At 43.8% G+C, this 23,167-nt stretch carries 17 protein-coding genes; 8 read left to right on the top strand and 9 right to left on the bottom strand.

Going from position 1 to position 23,167, the window contains the following annotated elements:
* Positions 1 to 186: 186 nt before the first annotated feature.
* The 4 genes from ADU22_RS03605 (at position 187) to ADU22_RS03590 (ending at position 6,790) form a co-directional block, all read left to right on the top strand.
* On the top strand, positions 187 to 2,118 hold the full coding sequence (locus ADU22_RS03605) for a BglG family transcription antiterminator (protein ID WP_053360947.1): 1,932 nt from the start codon (positions 187 to 189) through the stop codon (positions 2,116 to 2,118).
* Between the two features lie 505 nt (positions 2,119 to 2,623).
* Complete coding sequence (locus tag ADU22_RS03600) at positions 2,624 to 4,603, top strand: PTS fructose transporter subunit IIABC (protein ID WP_053360946.1); 1,980 nt, start codon at positions 2,624 to 2,626, stop codon at positions 4,601 to 4,603.
* A gap of 97 nt (positions 4,604 to 4,700) precedes the next feature.
* The gene (manA, locus tag ADU22_RS03595) at positions 4,701 to 5,660 is read left to right on the top strand and encodes a mannose-6-phosphate isomerase, class I (protein WP_053360945.1); all 960 of its coding nucleotides are present in this window, start codon (positions 4,701 to 4,703) and stop codon (positions 5,658 to 5,660) included.
* Between the two features lie 71 nt (positions 5,661 to 5,731).
* Positions 5,732 to 6,790 carry an SIS domain-containing protein gene (locus ADU22_RS03590; RefSeq protein ID WP_053360944.1) on the top strand — a complete coding sequence of 353 codons (1,059 nt, stop codon included), beginning with the start codon at positions 5,732 to 5,734 and terminating at the stop codon, positions 6,788 to 6,790.
* A gap of 138 nt (positions 6,791 to 6,928) precedes the next feature.
* On the opposite strand, the gene ADU22_RS03585 is transcribed toward ADU22_RS03590, so the two are convergent.
* The gene (locus ADU22_RS03585; RefSeq protein WP_053360943.1) at positions 6,929 to 8,392 is read right to left on the bottom strand and encodes a reverse transcriptase domain-containing protein; all 1,464 of its coding nucleotides are present in this window, start codon (positions 8,390 to 8,392) and stop codon (positions 6,929 to 6,931) included.
* Between the two features lie 533 nt (positions 8,393 to 8,925).
* Between ADU22_RS03585 and ADU22_RS03580 the strand changes: the two genes are divergently transcribed.
* Positions 8,926 to 9,789, top strand: coding sequence for an ROK family protein (locus ADU22_RS03580; protein WP_053360942.1), 864 nt, complete (start codon positions 8,926 to 8,928; stop codon positions 9,787 to 9,789).
* Between the two features lie 250 nt (positions 9,790 to 10,039).
* Here ADU22_RS03580 and mngB read toward each other — a convergent pair whose 3' ends face one another.
* From mngB to ADU22_RS03545, 7 genes are all read right to left on the bottom strand, one after another.
* On the bottom strand, positions 10,040 to 12,649 hold the full coding sequence (mngB, locus tag ADU22_RS03575) for a mannosylglycerate hydrolase (protein ID WP_053360941.1): 2,610 nt from the start codon (positions 12,647 to 12,649) through the stop codon (positions 10,040 to 10,042).
* Positions 12,650 to 12,714: 65 nt separating this feature from the next.
* Positions 12,715 to 14,658, bottom strand: a complete 1,944-nt coding sequence (mngA, locus tag ADU22_RS03570) for a PTS 2-O-a-mannosyl-D-glycerate transporter subunit IIABC (RefSeq protein ID WP_053360940.1) — start codon at positions 14,656 to 14,658, stop codon at positions 12,715 to 12,717.
* A gap of 142 nt (positions 14,659 to 14,800) precedes the next feature.
* Entirely contained in the window at positions 14,801 to 15,529 is a 729-nt protein-coding gene (locus tag ADU22_RS03565; protein ID WP_053360939.1) for a MurR/RpiR family transcriptional regulator, read from the bottom strand.
* 374 nt (positions 15,530 to 15,903) lie between these two features.
* Positions 15,904 to 16,578 (bottom strand): N-acetylmannosamine-6-phosphate 2-epimerase, encoded by a 675-nt coding sequence (locus tag ADU22_RS03560; protein WP_053360938.1) that lies wholly within the window; start codon positions 16,576 to 16,578, stop codon positions 15,904 to 15,906.
* A gap of 1 nt (position 16,579) precedes the next feature.
* Positions 16,580 to 17,455 (bottom strand): ROK family protein, encoded by an 876-nt coding sequence (locus ADU22_RS03555; RefSeq protein ID WP_053360937.1) that lies wholly within the window; start codon positions 17,453 to 17,455, stop codon positions 16,580 to 16,582.
* Positions 17,456 to 17,465: 10 nt separating this feature from the next.
* Positions 17,466 to 18,137: a FadR/GntR family transcriptional regulator gene (locus tag ADU22_RS03550; protein ID WP_053360936.1), complete on the bottom strand. Its 672-nt coding sequence runs from the start codon at positions 18,135 to 18,137 to the stop codon at positions 17,466 to 17,468.
* Entirely contained in the window at positions 18,115 to 18,828 is a 714-nt protein-coding gene (locus tag ADU22_RS03545; RefSeq protein WP_053360935.1) for a FadR/GntR family transcriptional regulator, read from the bottom strand. Before ADU22_RS03545 ends, ADU22_RS03550 begins: the two co-directional genes overlap by 23 nt.
* 177 nt (positions 18,829 to 19,005) lie before the next feature.
* Here ADU22_RS03545 and ADU22_RS03540 point away from each other — a divergent pair, with 177 nt between their 5' ends.
* From ADU22_RS03540 to ADU22_RS25125, 3 genes are all read left to right on the top strand, one after another.
* Positions 19,006 to 19,875 (top strand): N-acetylneuraminate lyase, encoded by an 870-nt coding sequence (locus ADU22_RS03540; protein ID WP_053360934.1) that lies wholly within the window; start codon positions 19,006 to 19,008, stop codon positions 19,873 to 19,875.
* 130 nt (positions 19,876 to 20,005) lie between these two features.
* A complete protein-coding gene (locus ADU22_RS03535) occupies positions 20,006 to 21,529 on the top strand; it encodes a sodium:solute symporter family protein (RefSeq protein ID WP_053360933.1) in 1,524 nt (507 codons plus the stop codon).
* Positions 21,530 to 21,713: 184 nt separating this feature from the next.
* Complete coding sequence (locus ADU22_RS25125) at positions 21,714 to 22,550, top strand: NERD domain-containing protein (protein WP_053360932.1); 837 nt, start codon at positions 21,714 to 21,716, stop codon at positions 22,548 to 22,550.
* A gap of 172 nt (positions 22,551 to 22,722) precedes the next feature.
* Here the strand turns inward: ADU22_RS25125 and ADU22_RS03525 are convergent, their stop codons facing one another.
* Positions 22,723 to 23,064 (bottom strand): hypothetical protein, encoded by a 342-nt coding sequence (locus ADU22_RS03525; RefSeq protein WP_053360931.1) that lies wholly within the window; start codon positions 23,062 to 23,064, stop codon positions 22,723 to 22,725.
* Positions 23,065 to 23,167 lie beyond the last annotated feature (103 nt).

Genomic DNA, 23,167 nt, shown 5'->3' with positions numbered 1-23,167 from the left:
TAATTGCACCACCCTTTCACTGTCTATATAGGGTTTGGTGATGAGAAAGGACGGGGTGGGAGAGAAGGAGTTGTGAATGGTTTGTGAACAATGGGAACGCACCGGTTTTGATGCGGTTTCCCTTCTTGCTTCCTTTCTTTATTCAAGCTACACTTTTATAGATAGTGAAATGGAGCGGGTGCAGTAATGAATCAAAGACAAAAAGAATTATTAAGGATGCTGCTCCTTCATGAGGAAGGATCTTTGCAAATAAACGATATGGCGGAGGAGCTGGGTTGTTCAGAGAAGACCGTACGGAATGACTTGGACCGCCTAGAGGAATTTATGCTTCAGTATGACAATGCCAGTCTGATCCGCAAGCCTGGGATTGGGGTTATGGTGGAAATGGACGAAGAGGAAAAAGCTGATATACTGCGCAGCCTATTCGCGAGTGAGCCGAAGACCATTGAAGAGCGGCTGTTTGAAATGGCCTTTCAGCTTCTGACGAGTGACAGGGCGATAACGCTGCAGTACTGGGCAGACCGTTATTTTGCGCCGAAAGCGGCGATTAAAAAGGATATCGAGACAATTTACAATTGGCTGGGGCGCTACGAGCTTGAGCTTGTCTCCAAGCCGGGAATCGGGAATGTGGTTGAGGGGCCAGAGCTGAAGAAACGGAATGCGCTTGCCCATCTGCCGGAGCTGATACCGAGCTTTTCCAGCGACAAAAGTGCCGTACTGGACTTGTTTATGCCGTATGAAATAGCGGCCGTGAGGAAAGCGCTTCAGGAAATGCAGGAGAATTTTTCAATTGCCTTCACGGATGAAGCGCTCGAGAGCCTGCTTGTGCATGCACTCATTATGGTCAAGCGGACGCGGCAGAAGGCAGCGGTATTTGTCCGGGATGCGGAGAAAAAAGAGGCGGCTTCTCGGACGGAATATCAGTTTGCCAGCTGGATTTTCACCCAGCTTGAAAACGCCTTCCGGATGGCATTCCCCGAGGAAGAAAAGGTGTATTTTACCTGGCATCTCATCAGCGGGAAGCGGCTGGAAGAAGGGTTGGAACAGGTATGGCAAACCAACGGGAAGTATGAGCAGCTTGTTCCTATGCTGGTTGACAGGATGGGAAAGCTTACGCTGTTTCCGTTTGAGGACGATCACGTATTGATGAACGGCCTCAAGGTGCATATGCATTCGGTCATCAGCCGGATTCAGTATGGCTTCCCGATTACGAACCCGCTGCTGGCGAACATTAAGAGAATGTATCCGTACATGTTCAGCATGGTGATCCTGGCGCTGGAGGAACTGGGTAAAGCCTATAAAATCGATATACCTGAAGATGAAGCGGCTTATATTGTGCTTCACTTCCAGGCTTCCATCGAACGGCTCGAAGGCAGGAGGGAAGTGCAGAAAAAGCAGGCATTGATTGTCTGCCATATGGGCATCGGTATGTCGCATCTGCTGGAGGCAAAGATTGAGCAGCAGTACGAGGCCATTGATATTGTCGCCTGTATCGGCAAAGCGGAAGTGTATGCCTATTTGAAACAGCAAAAGGTTGATTTCATCATCTCCACACTCCCGCTTGAAAAAATCTCCACTCCTTCGCTCGTGATTTCTCCGCTGTTCGGACAGGAGGACAAGAAAAAGCTGAGCCAGTTTGTGCAGGAGCTGGAATCAAACAAGGGCACTGGGCAAAATGGCGAGGTCTTTTCTCCGTTCCTGACAGAAGAGCTGATGTTTTTCGGAATGGGGAAAGAGCATCGCTATCAGGTGGTGGAACTGCTGGCGATGAAGCTCGCTGAAAAAGGCTATGTCAAACAGGATTTTGTTCACAGCGCGGTCAGCCGTGAGCGCAAGTCGGCCACGGCCATTGGCGGCGGCATTGCCATTCCGCATGGAGACCCAGGCCTGATTATAAAGCCAGCACTGGCTGTGGGTGTTCTTGAGAAACCGCTGGAGTGGGGCAGTGAACAGGTGTCCCTCGTTTTCATGATTGCCTTGTCAAAGGAAAACCAGGGGGAACTGCGGAGTACGATTAGCAATATCGCAAAGCTGAGTGAATCGCCAATGGTCGTGCATGAGCTGCTTGAAGCCAAAAGCTTCACGGACTTTTTGCGGGTGTTGGAGAAGAATCAATAAGATGAAAGAATAAAAAGAACTTTTAATTTGAGGTGATTGATATGTCACAAAAGAAACCATTTAATTATCAAATGACAGAACCTCACCAAGAAAAAACAACGAGTATTGACGTGACCGCTATCCGAAAAAAACTGGCCGTCACAACAGTACCGGGGAATTCCTTAATCGAACTTTATAAAGAGAAGAAGTTAAGGTGAATTTATTACGACATTAGACAGAGATTTCACACGGCATTTAAAGATACTAAATATAGCATAGCGAAGCACAGGGGAACCTGTGCTTTTTCTATTACGGTGTCCTTGCCCTTCCTCCCAATTGCGGAAGGAGGGAATCTTCTTCCCCGGATTGTCCATACAGCCAAAATACTAAAGGGAAGGGGGAGATTTGTTATAAATCTCTTTTTACCGGAACTTCCGGTAAAAAGTAAAAAGAATGGGGACCATTGGAGGGGGTAGTATATAGGTAAGCGATTACTTATTATACTTCATAGGCAGGAGGAACTAGCATGGCGAAAATACTAGCGGTTACAGCTTGTCCCGTTGGGATTGCCCATACTTATATGGCTGCAGAGAACCTGCAAAAAGCAGGCGAAGCGCTGGGCGTCGATATAAAAGTAGAAACACAGGGTTCCATTGGCGTTGAAAATGCGCTGACGGAACAGGATATTGCAGAAGCGGACGGCATTATCATCGCTGCTGACAAAGAGGTCTCAAAAGATCGCTTTGCCGGGAAAAAGGTCATCGTTACCGGTGTCCAGGATGGAGTACACAAACCGGAAGAGCTCATCAAAAAAGTGATGGGCGGAGATGTTCCCGTTTATAAGCCCGAACTGGCAGGTGCTGGTGAGAGCAAAAAGAGCGGTAAAAAAGAGAATCCTATTTATAAGCATCTAATGAATGGTGTCTCCTACATGGTTCCATTCATTGTTGTCGGGGGATTATTGATTGCCCTTGCCCTGACATTGGGCGGCGAGCAGACACCTGGCGGAATTGTGATTCCCGAAGATTCCATCTGGAAGCAGGTAGAAGCTCTTGGCGGAACAGCCTTCATGTTCATGGTACCGATTCTTGCGGGCTTTATCGCCGTGAGTATTGCGGATCGTCCAGGCTTGGTACCTGGTATGATCGGCGGGTACATTGCAGCTAATGGCAGTTTTTATGGAAGTGAAGCAGGCGCAGGTTTTATCGGTGGTATCATTGCCGGTTTCCTGGCAGGTTATGTGGCGCTGGCGATTAAAAAGATAAAGGTGCCGAAAGCAATTCTGCCGGTAATGCCGATTATTTTTATCCCGGTTTTAGCATCGGTGATTGTGGGTCTATTGTTTATCCTCGTTATTGGTGCGCCGGTGGCAGCGGTATTTGAAGGCTTGACTACATGGCTGGCCGGAATGCAAGGCAGCAGTTCAATTGTGTTGGCGATTATTCTTGGTGCGATGATTGCCGTTGACATGGGCGGTCCGTTCAACAAGGTAGCCTTCCTGTTCGGTTCCGCGATGATCGCCGAAGGCAACTACGGAATCATGGGGCCGATTGCGGTTGCCATCTGTATCCCGCCAATTGCTCTTGGGTTGGCAACATTCATTAACAAGCGCAAATTCCGTCCTACAGAAAGAGAAGCTGGCAAGGCTTCGTTCACAATGGGATTGTTCGGAATTACCGAGGGAGCCATTCCATTCGCGGCGCAGGATCCGCTGCGTGTGATTCCAAGTATTGTCGTTGGTTCCATCGTGGGTTCGGTCATCGCCATGATTTCCGGCGTTGGCAACCGGGTAGCCCATGGCGGCCCGATTGTAGCTGTCCTTGGTGCAGTTGACAATGTTCTGATGTTCTTTGTGGCAGCAGCAGTCGGTTCCGTTGTTGCCGCGTTGATGGTGCTTGCGCTGAAAAAGGATGTAGAAGGTGCGACACCTGCATTGGCAGGCGCTGGGGCCGGAACTGGAGCTGCAGCTGGCAAAGCGGCTGCTGTGCCTGAGCGAAAGGAAGCGGCTCCGAAGGCTGAAGCCAATGCGGCACCTGCTAATGTGGAAATTAAAAAGTTAACCGATATTACGAGTGAATATCTGATTGAACCTGAATTAGTTGGAACGACCCGTGATGATGTGATTGATGAATTGATTAGCAAGTTTGATCAAAGCGGCGTTTTAAGTTCCAAGCAGGATTTTAAAGATGCGATTTTAAGACGTGAAGAGCAAAGCTCTACTGGGCTTGGCATGAATATTGCGATTCCGCACGGAAAGTCTGCGGCTGTGAAGCACCCGGCGGTTGCGTTTGGAATCAAGCGCGATGGTGTGGACTGGAAGAGCCTTGACGGTTCGGACGCAAAGCTGATCTTTATGATCGCTGTGCCGGAAAAAGCAGCAGGAGACGCCCATCTGAAAATCTTGCAGATGCTGTCCCGCAAGCTGATGGATGAAGGATTCAGGGAGCAGCTGCTACAGGCGGAAAGTAAGGAGCAGGCTTACAAGCTGCTTGAGGACATTCAGTAATGTGAAAAGAGAGCATCAATTGCTCTCTTTTTTACTAAAGGGATATAATTGGTAGGGACTAGGAATTATATCGAAAATTGATCAGTTGGAGGCGCTTATGTACAAAAATGAACCGATTTTTTTACAGCCTGTTCTTCAGGAACGAATTTGGGGCGGGGAGAAACTAAACACTCAGTTTGGCTATGAAATTCCTTCAAAGCAAACGGGTGAGGCCTGGGTCATTTCGGCACATCCGAATGGACCGAGCATTATTCGCAATGGTGAGCTGGCCGGGAAGACATTGGCGGACGCCTGGAAGGAAAACGGAAGTCTTTTTAACAAAAGTGCCGATAACGATGAAGAGTATCCTTTGCTCGTAAAGATTCTGGATGCCGCGGATGACCTTTCTGTCCAGGTGCATCCGGACGACCAGTTTGCCCGTGAAGTCGAAGGGGTGCCATATGGCAAAACGGAATGCTGGTATGTGGTGAGCGCAGAGGAAGGTGCCGAACTGGTGCTTGGACACCATGCTAAGAGTCAGGAAGAACTGGCAGACATGGTGGAACAGGGCGAGTGGGACAAGCTGCTCCGCCGTGTAAAGGTCAAGGCAGGCGATTTTGTCTATGTTCCGAGCGGAACCATTCATGCGATTGGAAAGGGAATTGTGATTCTCGAAACCCAGCAGAGCTCCGATATCACCTACCGTGTTTATGACTATGATCGTACAGACTCAGCCGGCAACAAACGTGAGCTTCATTTGGAACGCTCCATTCAGGTGACGACTGTGCCTCATCAGGATGCCGAAGTTGAGCAGGCAGAGAAGGTGATCGGCGGGTTGACGGAAAAGAAACTCGTAGAAGAGCAATACTTTACCGTATACCACTGGCAGCTAAATGGAGAGGCAGCTCGTGAATTAACGGCGGATTTCCTGCAGGTGAGCGTGCTGGATGGAAGTGCCGAGCTGACAGTGGGCGGTAAGGTTTATCCTCTTGAAAAGGGAACGCACTTCGTACTGCCGCACGGAATGACCAAGTATAGCGTAAAAGGACAAGCAGAATTCATCGTATCGCACGTTTAAGAAGCAGGGGGGCGGTTCTCCTGCTTCCTTTTAGAGAAGGAAAGGGGTTGTCGGGATTGGAGAGGAATATCATGTGGAATCATATTTATGAGCAAAGTGACAGATTGAAAGACCTGTTTGCGAGCAGCCAGGTGGAGGAGTTTGTGAAGGCTTATGACACTAGGGCATTACGCCGGATCATTTTTGTGGCATCAGGCAGTTCGTTAAACATTACACTTGTCGCAAAGAGGTTTTATCAAGAGCTGGCGCAGGTGGAAATCACTGCTCTTACACCATTTGATTTTATGAATAACAGCATGATAAAAGGCATTGACCGTGAGACCGCGCTGATTGTGGCGATTTCCCAGACAGGTACAAGCCGGGGGACGGTAGGAAGCATTACATACGCGAAAGAGCTTGGTTTCAAGGTCCTCTCCCTCTCCGAACAAAGAGACACCCCCGTACAGCAGCTTGGAGATTATTATTTGAACTTTTTAAGCGGGCCCGAGCCTTGCAACGCGAAGACAAAAGGTGTCAGCAACTCTCTTACTCTATTGATGCTCCTGGCTTGCTGGATTGGCAAGGAAAAAGAGGTTCTGTCCGCGGAGGACTGTCAGACTTACCTTGACGAAGTGGCCGCCAGCATTGATGATGTCCCGGCCACTATTGAGGGTGCCCGAAGATGGATTGAGAGCCATAAGGACTGGAGCACCATCCAGCATTTTTATGTGATGGGATATGGAACAAACTATGGAACGGCCGTGGAAGGCATGCTGAAAATCATGGAGACGCTCTGCGTTCCGGCATCCGTTTGTGAGCTGGGCGAGTTCTCGCATGGGTTCCACCGCACCATTACTCATAACAGCAATCTGATTACAATTCTTACGGAAGAACCTGGCCGTGACGAGATGTTAAAGACCAATGAGTTTTTGCGGGAGAAGGCTGGACGGCTGCTCGTKGTGAATGCGACGAGCGATGTGTTGGATGATTCGTATGCTATCTCTGTGCCGTATCGGCCGCTGACGGCTTCCTGCCTGAATATCAATGTAGTTCTGCAGGTACTTGCTGCTGCATTGCCGGAAATCATTGGATTCGACCCAAACCGGCCGATGAATGAGGAATTGACGAGGATTTTGGGGACTAGAGTGTAAGAGATATAAAGGAGAATCAGTCTGGATAAATTTTTATTTAAAGTTAATCTATTTTAAAAAGACCAAGTTTTTTCGCTGAAAAATCCTTGGTCTTTTTAAGTATGCTTTTTCATTATTTATTAGTACGCAGGAAATGTACTAGTATTTAAAAAGCTCGACAAAGGGGTTACGGGTATTTTCAAATTCAGCTTCCAAGGGTGAGCAAGAGCATACGGAGTCTGCCTTGATTTTCTGCTTCCTATAGGAATAGTAAATCTTCTCTAGGCAGGGAAAATTACCTTGTTTGAAAGCTGATCTAGGAAGTCTCGTACCAGTATCAAGGAAGTGTTTATTATGAATTTGTTGTGACACCCATTTGTCCAAGGATTTTAATTGCTGTACATCCGTGATAGTAAGAAAAAAACTTAGCCAATTTCGCCGTATTTCCTTTTTGCCACATGTATTGCAAACCCTTCTTTTCATTTCGTTACCAAAGAATTTGTAATCCAATCTAAGTTTTAGCACCTTCATTGATTTAGGAGTTCCAAGTTTTGTTGAGCCAAGAATTGTATTTATTCGTTCTTTGAACCTTTGAACATTTTGTTTTTTAATCCGTATTCCCGTCGTAGAAATTGAGAACCCAACAAAATTAACGAAGCTCCCCTTTTGGGTTAAATCTATTAATTTAGTTTTCTTCTCATCAGAATGAAGTTCTAATCCAATTGATTGAAGGAATTGAGAACATTCCAGCTTTATTTGTTCTAATTTCTCTTTCTCTTTGATTAAAATGACAAAATCATCGGCGTACCTAACATATCGGATAGGTAAACTTTTTCCTAGCTCATTAACAACCCATTGATCGAATTGATGCAAATAAAGATTGGCAACTAATCCTGATAGTATCCCACCCTGAGGGATCCCAGCTCTACGCTTAGTTCGGGTAGGTCGCTCTTTTTTAAATTTATATATTTTATCTTTATAACTTATCCATTCAATTCTGTCCACATGTATAAAGCGATATAGAAGCTGATAAACAAGTGGAGAATCTCCGATAAATTCTTTAAGTGCCTTGGCTAATAAATTATGGGGAATCTGGTCGAAAAATTTTTTGATATCTCCATCAATTGCATAGCAAAAGCCATCCTTTAGATGAGAATGAACCATTTTGGCGGCTTTCGGTGCATTTAGGTTCTTTCGGTAACCAAAACTAACTAAAGGCAATGTCTTAAACTTTTCTTCAGCCTTTGGATATAAAAAGTCGTAAAGAACCTTTTGGACAATAACATCCCGGATGCTAGCAATGGATAGTATCCTTTCTTTATTGAGCTTTAAAGCCTTATAGGGGGATTTTATCGAAGGATCCTTGGATTTGACTAATTCGCGAAAAGGATAGAAGTAATAGTTGCCGCGATGTAATCGATTAAAGATAGAGTCTATATTATGGTCGATTTGTTTTTCAAAAATTTTATGAGTAATCCCGTCTGCACCCATTTGGATATTAATAAGTGGTTCTTCCTTTAGTGTATCGGTCTTAGTTGCTTTGTATAAAGCAAACTCTTCTTTGAATCTCTCTTTTTGACAAATAGATAAAAACTTCTTATCTAATTCAGTTAAAGTGTTCATAAAAGGTTGCTCCTCCCCTTGATTTTTGGCGGCGTTAGGGGAGAGAGCATCAACCGCCCCCTCGTCTATGCGAGGTAATAATTAGAGGCCAGTTTCAAAACTGACCCGAAAGATGAAAACAATTAAATCAAGTATGATTAGCATTGCTTGCATCCTCCAGTCGTATTCAGCTTGCTTATGTTGATTGTAGCACGCCGAAACGACCACCCTATAACCGCGGGAACCGCATGGGAAGCCATGCGTGCTGGCAAATACCAGGTATTATAATTATAATAGATTCTTTTCCATTTTCACACAATTTTGTTCTATTACACCCATATTAGGTTCTGGAGGTACTCATATTCTGGTGAAAAATAACCTCTTTACTCACGAGAGTGTCAGGGTGTTACTAGCCCCATGCGGATCAGTCTCTAGGCATTACCGATAAGTAGCCGCACGCTTTAATTAAAATATAGAAGATTTGAATTTTCCCCTTCTAGGAGGATTCTTCCGTGGTACGATGGAAGAAAGAATGTCACTTGGAGGGGATTTTTATGTTAGGAGCGATTGAAGCGGGCGGCACCAAGTTTGTTTGCGCCGTTGGCGATGAAAAGGGAAGGATTGTGGAGCGCGCACAGTTTCCGACAACTGTTCCTGAAGAAACGATGAGGGATGTCATTGAGTTCTTTCGGTCCTATGAGTTGAAAGCGATTGGAGTGGGTTCCTTTGGCCCGATTGATGTGAACAGTGAGAGTGCAAGCTATGGTTGTATTACCTCCACACCGAAAACGGCGTGGAAGAATTACCCGTTCGTGAAGGTTCTGAAGGATGCTTTCAACGTGCCGATTGGGTTTAATACAGATGTAAATGCCGCAGCACTAGGGGAAGCGACATTTGGAGCGGCGAAAGGCCTGGACAGCTGCCTGTATATCACGGTAGGAACGGGCATCGGGGCAGGCGCGATTGTACAAGGCAAGCTGCTGCAAGGCTTGTCCCATCCGGAAATGGGCCATATCCTTGTAAGAAGGCATCCTGATGATTCTTTTCAGGGGAAGTGCCCGTTTCATGGGGACTGCCTGGAGGGGCTGGCAGCCGGACCGGCGATAGAGGCCCGCTGGCAGGATAAAGGGGTGAATCTTGTGGATCGGGAAGAAGTTTGGAATTTGGAAGGATACTACCTGGCCCAGGCGCTGATGCAATATATCCTGATCCTTTCCCCGAAGAAGATTATCCTTGGCGGCGGAGTGATGAACCAGAAGCAGGTCTTTGGCTATGTGTATAAGCATCTGGAGACGCTTTTGAATGGTTATGTGGCTTTGCCTGAGCTGGAGGATTATATTGTTAGTCCGGGCTTGGGAGACCAGGCGGGGATTACAGGGGCACTTTTGCTGGCGCATGAGGCTTTTGCGGGGGTGTAATACTCTCGGTGAATGGATTCGGAGGCTGAAATTAAACAAAACCAGCCTGTTGGGAGAGATTGTGCTATCCCAACAGGCTGGTTTTTTGCTGATTGCATCAAACATGGCGATTATTGCATCGATTATTAAAGGTATTGCTTCAATTATCTCAAGGATTGCATCAATTATTCGTTTTAATCAATAAACCGGTGTCTAAAATGTGGCAAGAGGACGGCCCCGTTTGAGGCAGCAGAACCGTCCCCATGCTTCATTAAAACATCACTGTTTTTACTTGGTTCTTTTTCACGTTGACTGTGAACTGGTTGTTCTCTACGTGCAGCGGGGCGGTGGCTTGTTCGTTCAGATTGCCTTCATGTGCCTGCTGAATGGAATGGTTCACGGTGAAGGAGCCTTTGCTTTCCGCTTCTGTCGGATTGAAGAACCTCAGGACGAAGCTGTCTTCTTTTTCCGCTTTCTTCAGGACGCTGAGCACGGTGCTGCTGTTTGTTTCCTGCATGAGGCTGAAGCTCAATGGCGTCTGTACATCCTCGGGATTCAGCTTCATCGCGTTATGCGGGATTTTGTTATACGTAACGATTGGCGTTGTATACTCCTTGGCGGCACGGCCGATATTGGCGCTTGTGACCGATCCTTGATGAATGGAAAGCGCAAATTCAAGTTTTTGTTCTCCGAGCATCTGCGAATCCGGTGTCGGAAGCTTAATTCCCGATGGACGCCCAGGCCTTCTGAGCATTTCTTCTTTCCCTAGTACACCGACACTGCGGAACAGCGTAATCGCAATCGTATCATACTGATCTCCAATGATTTCATACTCGCGTGTGCTGTTGGTCAGGACGCTGACACCATGCTCCTCGTCAGACAATCCGACAAAGGAAAGCATTGGATAAATGGAATCTGGACGCTCATCCCAATCCTCTTCCTGCCACACATCCATCGCGGAGTCGTACACATCCCGCTTGATGAATCCAAATTGGTTGTCCGAAACAGAGAAGGAGGAAGCAATCCCTGTTGGAATCAATGCGCGCAGGCGATGATCCTTGCCCTGGTTGTTCAGTTCAGCCGCTACTTTTATGACAGGCTGATCATTTGGAATGGTGATTTTCCAGCGAACGTCGACGAAAGAGTCAACTTTGTTTTGCTTGCGCTTCTCCAGATCACCCGGCACCTCAAGCCTTAGCTGAATGTCCAGCTGTGCTTCGTATATGTTCTGGGTCACCTTTACTTCCGCTTCGGCCTTGTCACTGTAAAGAAGCGTTTCATTTGGCAGCGGGGAGAAGTCATATTCATCACCGTCATCACCGCCATTTTCTAAAAGCAGGACGTTGTTGAACTCTTTTTCCAGCTTTTTGTCAAAGATTTTCAGTGTGCCGTTTGGATTGACGGAAACTACATAATAATCCGTTTCAACCGCTTCTTTTTCAACGAAGCTATGAGCCATTTCAGTTGCAGCATCCACCACAAAGTACGTCTTATACCCCATCGCCGGAACGGAATCCTTTAGCTGGATGGTGTACTGGTAGAATGGGTCGTAATTGCCGTAATGGACAATTTGGCGGTCAATCAAACCTGGGTCAATGATTTCCTTTTCCAGAACTTCAAAAGCAACAGAGTTTCCGTCACCATCCTCAAGGCCAAAGGACTCGAGCTTGGTGATGACCTTTGTCGTTACAGCTTCTTTCCGCTCGTAAGGAAGCAGGTTAAAGGCGGTCAAACGGTCTTCCTGGCGGTCTGTGTGAATGGCATCCGTGATTTTACGTTTATAGTATTCGATAAGCTGATCGGTTTTTTCTTCAGCAAGGAAGAAACGGTTCACGATTTCGCGGTGGACCTTATCCGAGCAGCAGCATCCGATGCTGTCATGGGCATGGTTCTTCATGATTTCCTTCCAGATCAGCTCAATCAGGCCGTGGTGGTATTCAAAGCCCAGCGAATAGGCGATCGAAGCCAGCGGTTCAAGGATATTCGTAATCTTGTTTTCAATCCGTGTATTGGCGGCCTTGATGTCCATTCGGGTAGAATAGATGCTCCGGTGGACGCGCATATACTTTCCATCCAAAAACTCGCCTTGAAGCGTTGGCAGTGCCGAATTCTTCTCAAGTTCATCAAAGACATTTTCATATCGGCTCAGGAAAAACTCGCGGTCCGGATACAGTTTCCGAAGCTTCTCCATAATCGTGAACATATTCTTCTGGATCGGCATCTGGTCATGGCCGTTCGGCAGGATGATGTTTTCGGTTGTCGCGCCGCGGTCCAGAACCGTAAAGTACTTGTTGATGCGCTCCTGCAGCTTTTCTTCATCTTCAGGAAGATACTTTCCGATCGCATAGCCCAGCGGGAACAATTGGACAAGAACCTTTGAACCGTCATCACTTTCCCAGTAAAATTCAGTTTTATCCGTGCCATGGCGCTCCGAAGTGCCGCGCCAGAAGATGGAATATTTGATATCAAAGCCATTCAGGATTTGCGGCATCTGGGAAGACTGTCCGAACGAATCCGGCAGGTAGCCGATTTTCATCGGAGAGCCGAATTCTTCGCTGTCCTTCAAACCATAAAGTAGATTACGGACGATGGACTCGCCGCCCACGACCATCTCATCCGTCTGTGTGTACCATGGTCCGATAATCAGCTTGCCTTCCTGTACAAGCTTTTTGACGCGCTCTTTATTCTCAGGTTTTACAGCAAAGTAGTCTTCTAGAATCGAGGTTTGCCCGTCCAGCACATAGTACGGGTAATCCGGGTTATTCTCGAGCATTTCCAGAATTTCTTCCATGTTGTTGACAAGCAGGATGCGTGATTCTTCAGTGGAAAAATACCATTCTCTATCCCAATGCATATGCGGTACAATGTGAACTTTTTTCATGATTCCCTCCAAATAGTACGGTGCCTGGAAAGAGTTCTCCAGGCACCATATTTTTTTGTATTAGATCATGCAGCTGATTTTGCTGCTTGTTTGCTTTGTTTATTTAATTTGCTTTTACGTGTTGCAATCAGCAGGAACATGGAAATCAAGGCTCCCAGCAGAGCGGCACCGAGCCAGATGCTTGCTGCGAGAAGCAGGGGCTGACCTTCAACAAGAGCCAGCGAGAAGATTCCGGCGCCAGGAACGGCCAGTCCGATGTTAAAGTAGGCGACAATGGCCCCTGTTACGGCGGAACCTGCAATCAAGGATGGAATCACACGCAATGGATCATTGATCATGAACGGAATCGCACCTTCCGTTATTCCTGCAAGGCCAAGCAGCCATGTTTGTTTTCCAATTTCCTGTTCCTGTTGAGTGAAATATTTCTTGCCAATGATTGTTGCCGCTGTTACAGAGAAGGCGGAAACCATTTTTACCGATGCGAAGGCGGCATACGGGACGAAATTCCCGCTGGCCATAGCTCCAATACAGAAGGTGTAGGCTGCTTTGTTGACTGGTCCTCCAAGGTCGAAGGACACCATTGCGCCAAGAATGGCTCCCAGGATAAGCGCGTTTGTTCCGGACAGGCTGCTCAGCCAGTTAAGCAAACCCTCGTTGATCAGTGCCAGTGGTTCTCCAATGACAAATAGCATGATGGAACCGACGACAAGTGTTCCGACAACTGGGTAGACCCAGAAAGAGACAAAACCGGCAAATGTGCCTTTTGGCTGGATTTTTTTCTTCAAATACTTTAGGAAGAATCCGGCAAGGAAACCTCCGAGCATTCCGCCGAGGAATCCGGAGCCAATCAGGTTGGCGGCAACCCCGGCTGCAAAACCTGGTCCGAGTGCCGGCTTATCGGCAATCGAGTAAGCCATGTAAGCGGCCAGAATTGGAATCATCAGCTGTCCAAGGAGCCCGCCGCCCAATTGTCTCAAAAGCCAAAGCCAGGAACCCTCTTCTGCATACACATCCTGAAGGCCAAATGCCTGGGAGATGAGCACGGCAGCCGCAAGAGTCATACCGCCTGCCACGATGACAGGAATGATATAGGAAATCCCTGTTAAAATAGAGTCTTTAATTTCGGTTTTAAACGATTTTTCCCCATTCTCATCTTCCGGGGAAGCGGAACCTGTCTGTGCCGGGTTGTACTCTCTTTTCGGAGTGCGTTCCGCCTTGTCCAATGCCTGCTGCAATAGATTCCTTGCATTTCGCAGTGGCGCTGCTACCGACGTTTTTACCTTCGGAAGGTGGGCGAAGCGCTCTTCTTCCTTGACAGCGACATCATTGGCAAAAATGATTGCATCCGCCTTTTGGAGAAGGCTGGTGGTATGGCGGTCTTCGATGCCGTTAGCTCCTTGCTTTTCAACAAACACATCCACACCCATTTCCTTCCCAGCCTTGATTAATGCCTCTGCGGCCATATAGGTGTGGGCAATCCCTGCTGGGCAAGCTGTAATGGCAAGTACCGTTTTGTTCAGTTTTGGCGCAGTTGCCTGTACAGAAGCATCTCCGGTATTATCCAGCTGGTTGAAAAGTTCCTGGTTTGTTTTCGCGTGCAGAAGCCTGTTTTTATACGATTCATCTGACAGGCGCTTGACGAATTCGGAAAGCAAAGTCAGATGGGTGGAACCGGCTTCATTTTCAGGAATCGCAAGTAAAATCACCAGCTGAACCTGGTTGTTTGGATCAATGCTTTCCCAGTCGGTTAAAGGCTTTTTCAAGGTTGCAATCGCGAAAGCGGCTTCCCTGACGGCTTCGGATTTTCCGTGGGGAATGGCCAGCCCTCCTTCGAAGCCAGTTGGGGAAAGCTTTTCTCTATCTAATACAGATTGAAGAAATTCTTCGGAATTGGTTAATTTGCCAGCATCACCTAGCTGCTTGACTAAGTACTGGATTGCCTCCGGTTTTGATTGGAACGTTTTTCCAGTACTGATTAGGCTCGGTGAGGTAAGTGCTTGAAGCTGCATGAAGATTACCTCCTACTTTTATATTGAAAGTGCTTTCAACTACAGATTTATCGTACCAAAAAAAAATAAGAAGATTAAAATCCTCTTATTTTTACACGAAATGGATTAATTAAAGCGTTTACATGTGTATTTATACACATCTTTAGTAGTGGTCCCAATAGAATTGCGATAATGTCTGGAGGACAATCATGGCTGGCGTCCGGTCCGTTATGGTGTATCCATTTTTCATTTTCTTTGGTGCAAAGCAATATAAATTGATCGAAGCGGCTTTCTGGAGCGAATTGCGGCTAAAGTGCGTCAGGGAAACAATCGGAATGCCTTTTTCCTTTGCCTTTTCGGCCATTTCAAGCACCTGCTGGGTTTCGCCCGACAGGCTGATCAAAAGCAGGACATCCTGTTGGTTCATCTGCTCCATCATATGAATCATTTCATGACGGTGAAGCGAGAATTCAGAGGCCTTGCCGACCACCCGTAAATGGCGCACCATCATTTCGCAAAAATCAGCGGTATCGCCGACACCAAAGAAAAGGACATGCTTGGCTCCATGAATCATTTTGGCGACTGTTTCGATTCTCCCTGTATCAATAAGTTCGAATGTCTTCTGAATATAGTAGTATGAACTGTCCTCGTTTATGTGAGCCGCTGAATGAAGCTCATCCTTCAGACTGTTTTTTAGCTGCGAGAACCCGTCGTAGCCCAGCTTCTTAGAAAGCCTTGTAATCGTATTGGGAACGGTGAACAGGCTTGCCGCCAAATGCTGAATCGATTTGGCCACCACAAGCTCCTTGTTCTGCATGATATACTCAACCACCTGGTCATCCGTATCATTTAATTTATATTCATACATATGTACACGATCTTCAAAACGCATCAAACTCACCCCGAACCATATTATAGCACGAAGCAGGGGGACGGTTCTCCTGCCTCAGTTGGAGAAGCTGGGGGCATTTTCCCTGTTCTTCCATGATATCCACTCCCGTTCTATGCATGAACTATTGTCAATTATGTGAACGCTATCAATAAAACAAAGAAGATAGAACCTACACATACATTTTCCCAAAACTGTCCAGCATGGAGATGAGGTTTTTGCGGGTAGTAGCTGAGATAATGGAAAAGCTGTTGCAGAATATTACTGCAACAGCTTTCGGATTAAGGGTGCTATAACACTAACTCTATAAACGATAAGGTTGTTCATCTTTAACCCGTAATTTTTCGCCAGGATTTATTGTGTATTTGGTAAGCCAATTATATTTGCTCAACAAATCGTTTTGTAATTTCTTTAGGTCGGGTAATTGCTCCACCTACAACAGCTGAATAAGCACCAAGCTCTAAGCATCGTTTAAACATTTCAGGAGTAATCACATTTCCTTCAGCAATAACAGGTATGGAAACATGTTGAATGACTTCCTTTAAAAATTCAAAGTCGTTATCGTATAACTTCTTTCCACTGGTTTCTTCTGTATAACCATGTAAAGTAGTAGAAACACAGTCAAACCCTAACTTTTCAGCTTCAATTGCATCTTCTAACGTCGCGATGTCAGCCATCAGTTGGATAGAAGGATTTTTCTCTTTCGCATATTGTACTAATTCTTGGATTTTGACCTCGTTTGGCCGTGTGCGGCCTGTGGCATCCATGGCGATCATTTCACAGCCACTTTCTAATAGTTCATCGATTTCCTTTTTTGTTGGGGTTATAAAGACAGGGCTGCCATCATAATCCCTTTTAACGATTCCAACAACAGGAAGGTCTACTTCACTTTTTATAGCAGTAATATCTTCTTTCGTATTGGCCCGAATTCCTTTTGCTCCTCCTTGTTCGGCCGCCAGTGCCAATTTTGACATGATGAAGGAACTGTGCAGCGGCTCATCGGGCAGTGCTTGGCATGATACGATTAATTCACCTTTTACTTTAGTTAGCAACTCATTTCTCCTCCTTGTTAAACGGGTAAACGGCCCCATATAGTGCAGCATCATTAAATAGCTGCGCCACTTTTATTTCTGTTTTGTAAAAGTGATTAGGTAAAAATGATGGAATCTGTCTTTCAATAAGATCTAATAAATAACGTCCTTGAGCGGAAATACCGCCGCCGATAATAATACACTGCGGATCGACTACTAGTATGATTTGTGCTAATCCTCGTGCAATCTCCCGGGTCCAGTTCTCAATTAATACATTGGAGGTATGGTCGCCGTTTTTTGCCCAATCGAAGATAGTCTTCGCTGATACGTTTTCTCCATATTCTTGTTGGATCATCTTATTTAATGCCGAAGTCGAGGCGCGATTTTCAAAATTGGTATCGGTATCTGCATTATATAATAGATAGCCAATGGAATTAGCCTGATGATGTACTCCATCGGCCAAATCATCATGAAAATAGGCACCACCAATCCCTGTGCCTAGAGTAATGCAATATACATGATTCATGCCTTTTGCTGAACCTTGCCAGCGTTCACCTAATAAAGCGGCATTAACATCATTTTCCACATGGATAGGTAGATGGAATTTTTGTGAGAGCTGCTCTTTCCAGGCAGTGCCCTTATAATTTTTGATAGTTGGGCCAGCATAAATAATCTCMCCCTTATCCCGGTCTACGATTCCGGCTGTACTGATTCCTACGCCGCTAATAGGGACCGCCTCTAAGGCACTTTGGATGATTCCTTCAACCTGTTTAATTAACGCATGATCTACATTTTCTTCTGTTGGCAATTTATTATGGCCGTACAATTTCTTCTCGCTGTTCATAAACGCATATTTAATATAAGTTCCACCAATATCGATTGCTAAATAATCAGCCATAACAAATCTCCTATATTTTTGTATTATTAATGTGTTTGGTTAGTAATGATTTTGCTTTTTCTGCATTTGCACTTTGCAATGCTTCGACAATCCCTTTATGTTCGTTTGCCATTATTTTGTATTCTTCTAATGTTAATTGAATATATTGGACCTGGAAGAAATAACTGGTGATCATATTGGTGATTTGAATAAATAAATCATTGTTTGTAGCTAATAGAATTTGTTTATGAAAACGAACATCAGCCTCGCGAAATTCTTCCAATGTGGTTGCGTGCATGCTTTCCTCTACGATTTGCTCCAAAATAGATAGCTCTTCTGCATTATTGTTTTTTATAATTTCATCGATTGCGCTTGATTCAAAAATAACTCTTAGACTTAAAATTTCTTGAATTTTCCCGTTATTAAGCTGCCATAAAAAGAAAAAGTTATCTAATAGGTTTTCAATATTAGATTCATTTAAGAAGGCCCCTTGCCCTTGTCTAACACGGATGATTTCGGTGTTTTCCAGGTAACTAAGCGCTTCTCTAATTACGGATCTGCTTACACCAAACATCTCCATGAACTTTCTCTCGGTTGGGAGCTGGTCACCAGCCCGTAACCCGGAGTCTATTAAATATTGTTTAATTTCCTGGATTACGGTTTTCTTTAATGGTTGTCTCTCAGATTCGACGATTGGTTTCATTTGCATTTTCCTCCATTTGAATAATGAAGTTCCGAATCGGCTGGAAATGCTCCTTCATTATTCGTTGTGCACGTGGCAAATCTTTCTTCTGTATAGCATGGATGATTTCTTTATGCTGATGATAGGAGTTTTTTAGCGCATCTTCTTTTTCTACTAAATCTAACTTGGTTAGCATAAAGTACTCATTGATAATTTCACTAAAAATGAAATAAGTCGAATTGGCCGTTGCTTTAATTAATTCCTGATGAAACAGGCGGTCAAACTCTTTCGTCTCTCTCTTTTTCATAATTGCACGATAGTAGGATTCGTTAATATCATTCAGCTGTTGAAAATCCACCGCCACATTTTTTTCAACAATAAGTCGTAATGCACCTAACTCGATAATTTCTCGGATTTCGACTAATTCTTTTATTTTTACTCCGTTCGTATCATAGTGATGCTTTAAAATATTGCTAATGGAATCCAGTTTTGTATCTGCAACGTAAACTCCTCCACCAGGTTTTATATGAACAATTCCTAGTGTTTGTAATGAAATTAATGCTTCTCTTACAACTGTCCTGCTTACTTGTAAGCTTTCTACAAATTCTTTTTCGGATAATAATTTATCATTTGGTTTTAAGTGATTCGTTACTATATATTCCTTAATTCTCTCAATAACAATATCTACTAATGATGTCTTCTGAATAGCCACCTTACCACCCCGTATTTCAATATACCATAAGATTATTATTTTAAAATGAAAGCACTTTCTGAAAAGTGGTTGACTTATGAGTCAGTGGCCTATATTATGAAAGTGTAATAAAAATTGGTCTGACAATATTATATCTTTGTTAACCGAAATTATCAATCTATTATTGGAGGCATACAAATGAAGGGTTTATATTCAGCTCTAATTGTACCGTTTGATGAAAGCGGAAACATTAAGGAAGCAGGTTTAAGGGAGATTGTAAGACAAAATATTGAGGTTCAGGGAGTAGATGGTCTCTATGTAAATGGTAGTTCTGGTGAGAACTTTATGCTTACTACAGAACAGAAAAAAGAGATCTTTAGAATTGTAAGTGAGGAAAACAATGGACAGGTGAAGTTAATTGCTCAAGTCGGATCGATTAACTTGAATGAAGCAATTGAACTAGGTAAATATGCGACAGAGCTTAACTATGACAGCTTATCTGCTGTAACACCGTTTTATTATAAATTTTCATTTGAAGAAGTGAAGCACTACTATGAAGCAATCATTGAAGCGACAGGCAATAACATGGTTATCTATGCGATTCCTGCTTTAACGGGTGTATCCATATCTCTTGATCAATATGAGGAGCTTTTCCAAAATAATAAGATTATCGGTGTGAAGTATACCGCTGCTGACCTTTATGTGTTGGAACGTCTGCGTAATCGATTCCCGGAAAAACTCATTTACTTTGGTATCGATGAGATGTTAATTCATGGTGTGGTCGCTGGGGTAGATGGTGCGATTGGAAGCACATATAACATTAATGGGCAGCGGGCAAGACAGATTGTTGATCTAGTTAAGCAGGGCAAAGTAGCAGAGGCCTATGACGTTCAACATACTAGCAATGACATGGTTGAGAAAGTATTGGATATCGGATTGTATCAGACATTGAAAGAAGTTTTACATGTAAAAGGCATTGATGCTGGTACAGTCAAGAAACCGATGCGTTCATTGGATGAAAGCAGCATTGAAAAAGTAAAACAATTAGTGAAAGATTTTGATTTATAATTTAGGTTAATGAATGATAATCAAGGTGGTGCATGACGAGCTGCCTTGATTATCAAAAATACGAGATGAATAGAAAGCGCTTTAAATAATAATTGATGGAGTATTAAAACAAATGTGAGGAGGAGACCAGATGGAAAAAGTAGGATTAGGCACTGTTAACTGGGTAGTATTAATAGTTTATTTACTTGCAATGTTAGCTGTAGGGGTTTATTTTACGAAAAAATCAGGTAAAGATACGGATGCCTTCTTTAAAGCGGGAGGTAAAATTCCTGCATGGGCTGCAGGATTCAGTATTTATGCAACAACATTAAGTGCAATTACGTTCATGTCGACACCAGAACAAGCATTTTTATCTGATTGGTCTTATGCCGCTGGAAATCTAGCTATCTTTGCCATTATACCGGTACTGATACTTTTCTACATTCCGTTTTTCAGAAAGCTGAATGTAACAACAGCTTATGAATATTTGGAAGCACGCTTCGGGCTATCCATTCGGTTGATAGGAAGTTTATTATTCACCCTGTTTCATATTGGCCGTATCGCCATTGTTATCTATTTACCTACTCTGGCCATTACCACCGTTACGGATATTAATCCGATCTTAATTGCGGTTGCAGTTGGTGGCCTGTGTATCATCTATACATTCCTTGGCGGGATGGAGGGCGTAATTTGGAGTGACGTTATTCAAGGGATTATTCTATTAGGTGGAGCTATTTTACTTGTAGTCCTTGGAATCAATGCTGTTGATGGCGGATTCTCAACTGTGCTTAATGAAGCCATTAATAATGATAAGTTAATCACAGCTCAAAATTTCCAATTTGGAGGAGCAGCTGCAGCAATTCCAATTATTTTCTTAGGATCTATCTTCAATAACTTACATCAATATACAGCAAGTCAGGATGTTGTTCAACGTTATCAAACAACAAGTTCAATCAAAGAAACAAATAAATCTTTATGGACAAATGGAATTCTGGCTTTAATTACAATCCCAGTATTCTTTGGGATGGGGACAATGCTATATAGCTATTATACCAATGTCGCAACCCTCCCAGAAGGATTTAATACGTCCGCAATAGTACCATACTTTATTGTGACTACGTTACCTACAGGTCTTGCTGGCCTGCTAATTGCTGCAATTTTTGCTGCATGCCAATCTACTATTTCATCTAGTTTAAATAGTATTTCTGCCTGTATTACAGTTGACTTCAAGCAGAGGCTATTTGGGGATGGGAATCAGAAGAGCGATGTATGGTTAGCAAGAATAGTGATTATTATTGCTGGTATTCTTGGAATGGCAGCGGCTGTTTATCTTATTTCCACTAACCAGGCAGAAACGTGGAATCTATTCCTGGCCATTACCGGATTATTCGGTGTGCCAATTGCAGGTATCTTTGCCCTTGGAATCTTTACGAAACGTGCCAATACGCCTGGTGTAGTAATCGGACTAGTCTTAAGTGCCATTACTGCTTATTTCGTAAAACAAACCGATCTAACACCATTTGCTGTCAGTATCATGTCATTCTTTAGTTCATTTATCTATGGATATGTAATCAGTCTATTCTTTAGTAAGTTCAACAAAGATATTAAGGGACTTACAATTTATACGAAGAATGAAGAGTATGTTAAGCCGGTTGTGGACAAAAAAGTAAGTTAACGTTAATAGAGAATATGTAGATGAAATTTTTAACCTCCTTTAGGAAGATTTATTCTAAGGGAGGTTTTTTGGTTTTGGTGGTTGGATGTGTGGTGAGGGTTGTCATGAACCTTCTATATTACTAGATATAATGGTAAAATTATGAAGTTGTTACTTTGTTAAAACTAGGAGGAAATTCTACAAAATGAAAAAAGAGGTAATTATAATACTAGCTATTATTGCTCTCTTACCCATACTCTTTTTACTTGCCCCGACTATATTCCCATGGGTATTTCTAGCTGGAATGATCGTGTTGAAAATGAAGTATCCAGTTATTAAAGGCGCTGTAGGAGAGTGGTATGTAAATCGGGCATTAGATGAACTCGGAACCCAGTATAGAATATTCCATGATCTTTATGTGCCAAATGGAGAAGGTGGGACTACACAGGTCGATCATGTGGTTACCTCACCGTACGGAATCTTTGTCATTGAAACCAAACATTATCAAGGATGGATATTTGGCACGGAGAATCAAAGATATTGGACCCAGACGATCTATAAACGGAAGGAAAAGTTATTCAACCCCATCTGGCAAAACTATGGCCATATTCAAGCAATAAAAGGATACATAAATAAACAAGATTTTAAGTTTATACACTCGATTATTGCCTTTTCGCAAAGTTCCACTTTCAAATTCAAAGAAGATTTCCAATCAGCAAGGGTTATTCAATTTCCACAATTAACGAAAGTGATTAAAGAGTGGAATATTGAATGCATTAGTCAACCTGAGTTAAGAGAGATTAACCGGGCACTTGAAGGGTTAATACTTAAAGATAAGAACCAAAAGAGACAGATCAAGAAACAGCATGTAGCAGATATAAAAAATAACCGAAAAGAAAAAGTGCGGAAAGAGAAGAGAGACATTAGGGAAAATGTATGCCCCAAATGTAGTGGTCAGTTGTCTATGAAGAAGGGGAAGTATGGCCCCTTTTACGGCTGCAGCAATTTTCCGAAGTGCAGATATACTAAACAGGTTTCTTGATATAGCTGTATGTTGATCAGGGTTGTGTCAGAGAAGAGGGCCTGGCATGCCCTGGTTTTTTGATTAACAGGAGTGAGTTGGCCGGTTCGTTGGCATGGGACTAGCACTGAGTTTTGCTGAATAATGGTTTCGAATCATAGCTAATAGCAGTCACAGGATGTTTGTGTGACCTTTAAGTAGAATCAATAGTGTAAGTTGTCTGTTTGTTATTGAACCATGACAAAAGCTTTTTAACATTCCCATTCTTAACCCCTAATCCAATAGCATCCCAAAACCCAATGACTCCTTTCGCACCTTCTGTTTTTGAATGAATCTGTAAGAGAGGGCCTATGCCTAGTTTATATTCTATACTTGGATAAAGAGCTGTTTTTTGTTGTTGTTTTTCTTTTTTATTTTCTTTTTCTTTTTCCCCACGTATCGTAAAATGTGTCGGGAGCGTTTCGTTTATTACGTTTTCTTCTGCTATGTATAAATGGTTTTCTTCTTGCTGGTGGCATTCCTCGATAGTAACCATCTCTTCTTTTCCACTAGTGAGATGCCTGTCACTCCTCGAAATTTGTCGAAGTTTCGCACTTGCTTCTACGCGTGTTAGCTTCGTGATATGATTAAATTTAAGG

The organism is Bacillus sp. FJAT-27251, assembly GCF_001273925.1.
In the GTDB taxonomy this organism is placed as follows: domain Bacteria; phylum Bacillota; class Bacilli; order Bacillales; family Cytobacillaceae; genus Mesobacillus_B.
Note: the sequence above shows the minus strand (reverse complement) of the source record. Positions and strands in the feature narration are given on the sequence as shown.